Genomic DNA, 4,165 nt, shown 5'->3' with positions numbered 1-4,165 from the left:
GGCGCGACGAGGTCTTGCGGGCCTCTTCGGTGTCCTGCTCGATGAATTCGGTGATGCCATGCACCAGCGAATGCGACAGCCGCTTCTCCACCGGCCATTCGCGCCAGGCGAGATCGGCCTCCTTGCTTTCGGTCTTCTTGCCGCGGAATTTCTCCGCAAGCGCCAGCAGCCGCTCGGGCGCGCTCGCGTCGCGGTTGAGGACGACGTCCTCGCACACTTGCCGCAGCTCAGGATCGATGTCGTCATAGACGATCATCTGCCCGGCATTGACGATGCCCATGTCCATGCCGGCCTTGATGGCGTGATACAGGAACACCGAGTGCATGGCCTCGCGCACCGGCTCGTTGCCGCGGAACGAGAACGACAGATTCGAGACGCCGCCCGAGACATGCGCGCCGGGCAGGTTCTGCCGGATCCAGCGCGTCGCCTCGATGAAGTCGACGCCGTAATTGTCGTGCTCCTCGATGCCGGTGGCGATCGCAAAGATGTTCGGATCGAAAATGATGTCCTCGGGCGGAAAGCCGACCCGGTTCACCAGGATGTCGTAGGCGCGCTTGCAGATCTCGGTCTTGCGCGCGAAGGTGTCGGCCTGGCCGATCTCGTCGAACGCCATGACCACTACGGCCGCGCCATGGCGCCGCGCGATCTGCGCCTCGTGGATGAACTTCTCCTCGCCTTCTTTCATCGAGATCGAGTTGACGACCGGCTTGCCCTGCACGCATTTCAGGCCGGCCTCGATCACCGAGAATTTCGAGGAATCGACCATCACGGGAACGCGCGCGATGTCGGGCTCGGCGGCGACGAGGTTGAGGAACGTCACCATCGCAGCTTCGGAGTCGAGCAGGCCCTCGTCCATGTTGACGTCGATGATCTGGGCCCCGTTCTCGACCTGGTCGCGCGCGACCTGCAGCGCGGCGGTGTAGTCGCCTGATGTGATCAGCTTGCGGAAGCGGGCCGATCCGGTGACGTTGGTGCGCTCGCCGACGTTCACGAACGGAATCGCATCCGTCAGCACGAACGGCTCGAGCCCGGAGAGCCGCAGGCGCGGGGTGATCTCCGGCACGATGCGCGGCTTGTGCGGAGCGACGGCCGCTGCAATCGCGGCGATGTGGTCCGGCGTGGTGCCGCAGCAGCCGCCGACGATGTTGACGAGGCCGTCGCGCGCGAACTCGCCGATCAAGCGCGCCATGTATTCGGGCGTCTCGTCATACTGGCCGAACTCGTTGGGCAGGCCGGCATTCGGATAGGCGCAAACCAGCGTGTCGGCGATGCGGCCGATGTCGGCGATATGCGCGCGCAGATCTTCGGCGCCCAGCGCGCAGTTGAAGCCGATGGTGACGGGCTTCGCGTGCCGCACCGAATTCCAGAACGCTTCCGGCATCTGGCCCGAGAGCAGGCGGCCTGATTTGTCGGTGATGGTGCCCGACACCATCACGGGCACGTCGATGCCGAGCTCCTCGGTGATCTCGGCGATGGCATAGAGTGCGGCCTTGGCGTTCAGCGTGTCGAAGATGGTCTCGACCAGCAGGAGGTCGACGCCGCCGTCGATCAGGCCGCGGATCTGCTCGCCATAGGATTTGCGCAAATCGTCGAAGGTGACGGCGCGGTAGCCGGGATTGGAGACGTCCGGCGAGATCGAGGCGGTGCGGTTGGTCGGGCCGATGGCGCCGGCGACGAAGCGCGGCTTGCCGTCCTCGGCCTCGACTCGCCGCGCGGCGTTGCCGGCGAGCCGGGCGCCTTCACGGGCCATCTCGTAGACGATGTCGGTGAGGTCGTAATCGGCCTGTGCGATCGAGGTCGTGGAGAAGGTGTTGGTCGCGACGATGTCGGCGCCGGCGCGCAAGTAAGCGGCGTGGATGTCCTCGATCGCCTGCGGCTGGGTCAGGATCAGGAGGTCGTTGTTGCCGCGGAGGTCGCGATGAAAGTTCCTGAAGCGTTCGCCGCGGAAGGCGGCCTCGTCGAGCTGGAGGTTCTGGATCATCGTGCCCATGGCGCCGTCGAGCACGAGGATGCGCTCGCGCGCGGCGTCGAGCAGGGCGGTGCGTTTCGGCGAAGCAGGTACGGTCATGTTCTCTCAGGCCGCCTTCTGCGCGCTCTTGGCGCGAATGCCGAGCAGATGGCTGATCGCGAAGACGAGATCGGCGCGGTTCATGGTGTAGAAGTGGAAGGTGTCGACGCCGTGCTTGGCGAGCTTCTGCACCTGGCCGGCCGCGACGGTCGCGGCGACCAGCTTGCGTGTCTCGGCATCGTCGTCGAGGCCGTCGAATTTCGCGGCGAACCAGTCCGGCACGGTGGTGCCGGCGCGGGTGACGAAATTGCGCGCCTGCTTGAAATTGTGCATGGGCATGATGCCCGGCACGACCGGGATGTCGATGCCGCGCGCGCGGACGCGGTCGAGATAGCGGAAGTAGAGATCGTTATCGAAAAACACCTGGGTGATCGCGCGCGTCGCACCCGCATCGACCTTGGCCTTCAGCGTGTCGATGTCGGCATCGAAGTCCCGCGCTTCGGGGTGCTTCTCGGGATAGGCGGAAACGGAGATCTCGATATCGCCGTGCCGCTTCTTGATCCCCGCCACGAGCGCGGCCGAACTGTGGTAGCCCTCGGGGTGGCTCGAATAAGGCGTGCCGATGCCGCCGGCGGGATCGCCGCGCAGGGCGACGATGTGGCGGACGCCGACCTCGTGATAGCGGTCGACGATCTCGTCGATCTCGCCGCGGGAGGCGCCGACGCAGGTCAGGTGCGCGGCGGGCAGCAGCGCAGTCTCCTTGAGGATGCGGGCAATGGTCGAGTGAGTGCGTTCGCGGGTCGAGCCGCCGGCGCCGTAGGTCACCGAGACGAATTTCGGTTCCAGCGGGGCCAGCCGGTTGATGGTCTCCCAGAGATTGCGCTCCATCTCTTCGGTCTTGGGCGGAAAGAACTCGAAGGAGATCGCAGGTTTCAGGTGCCCGTCTCGCCCGTTGGCCGTCGCAGGCGTCGTCACGTCAGTCATGGCACCACTCACTCCAGTGTCAGGCAGCGGTCGGGTCTAACTTGGAGGAGCTAAGATAGGGCAAAGGCGGTCCAGCTAACAGCCCATCGATTGTGGGAAGTGGCCCATTGAATCCAGTTTTGGTAGAATTTTCGGGTATGACGGGGGATGGGTGGGCAAATCGCTGTTGCGCGTAATGACTTGAATTTTCGAGATATATTGCATTTCGTGCTTTGGAGGCCGTCGCCATTGACGGTGGGCAGTTTAATATTGAGATCAGATCGCCTTCTCGTGTCCCAACCGCCGATCTGTGCTGCTCGCCGGTTCGACCTGCGCCGCCAGCCCATTGCCGCTGCGCCGGCCTCCATTACGTTACCCGGCCATGATCCCGCTCTCCGTCCTCGACCTTTCCGTAGTTACCACCGGCACCAAGCCCGCCGCGGCGCTGCGTAACAGCATCGATCTGGCGCGCCATGTCGATGGGCTCGGCTATGTCCGCTATTGGCTTGCCGAGCACCACAACCTCGCCTCGGTCGCGAGCCCGGCGCCCGACGTCATGATCGGGCAGATCGCGGCGGTGACGAAGCACATCCGCGTCGGCTCGGGAGGCGTGATGCTGCCCAACCACGCGCCGTTGGTGGTGGCCGAGCGCTTCAAGATGCTGGAGGCGCTGTTTCCCGGCCGCATCGATCTCGGCCTCGGCCGCGCGCCGGGCACCGACGGCGCCACCGCTTACGCCCTGCGCAGCCGGCTCGACCGCCGCGAGGGCGACGATTTCCTGGAGCGGCTGCACGAGCTGATCCTGTGGGAGACCCGCGAATTTCCCGCAGGGCACCCCTACCACAATGTCGTCGCCATGCCCGACGACACCGCTCTGCCGCCGATCTGGCTGCTCGGCTCCAGCGATTATTCCTCGGAGTTGGCCGCCCAGGTCGGCATGGGCTTCGCTTTCGCCCATCATTTCGCGTCTCACGATGCGATCGATGCGATTGTGCATTACCGCAATCGTTTTCAGCCCTCGGCGTGGCGCGCCAGCCCGCACGCTATTCTCGCGGTCGCCGTCATCACCGCCAATACCGACGAGGAGGCTGAACGGCTCGCGAGCTCGTTCGACCTCAACCGGCTCCGCCGTGACCGCGGTCAATATCTGCCGCTGCCGAGCGTCGAGGAGGCGCTGGCCTATCCGTATACTGA

3 protein-coding genes are annotated in these 4,165 nt (G+C 65.1%); 1 reads left to right on the top strand and 2 read right to left on the bottom strand.

Going from position 1 to position 4,165, the window contains the following annotated elements; translation table 11 throughout:
* Nucleotides 1-2,068: methionine synthase (metH, locus tag JHD07_RS34305; protein ID WP_291630225.1), on the bottom strand; the 2,068-nt coding region annotated here is incomplete at its 3' end.
* 6 nt (nucleotides 2,069-2,074) lie between these two features.
* Complete coding sequence (gene metF, locus JHD07_RS34300; RefSeq protein WP_291630223.1) at nucleotides 2,075-2,992, bottom strand: methylenetetrahydrofolate reductase [NAD(P)H]; 918 nt, start codon at nucleotides 2,990-2,992, stop codon at nucleotides 2,075-2,077.
* 361 nt (nucleotides 2,993-3,353) lie between these two features.
* On the opposite strand from metF, the gene JHD07_RS34295 reads away from it, so the two are divergent.
* Nucleotides 3,354-4,165, top strand: an 812-nt coding sequence (locus JHD07_RS34295) for an LLM class flavin-dependent oxidoreductase (RefSeq protein WP_291630221.1), incomplete at its 3' end; no start/stop codon positions are given.

It is taken from the genome of Bradyrhizobium sp., from assembly GCF_016462955.1.
Lineage (GTDB): Bacteria > Pseudomonadota > Alphaproteobacteria > Rhizobiales > Xanthobacteraceae > Bradyrhizobium.
The sequence above is the reverse complement of the archived record's forward strand: the minus strand, read 5'-3'. Positions and strand labels throughout refer to the sequence as shown.

Coding starts and splice junctions, on each gene's coding strand:
- metF (WP_291630223.1), bottom strand. CDS start 2,992: ATGACTGACGTGACGACGCCTGCGACGGCCAACGGGCGAGACGGGCAC.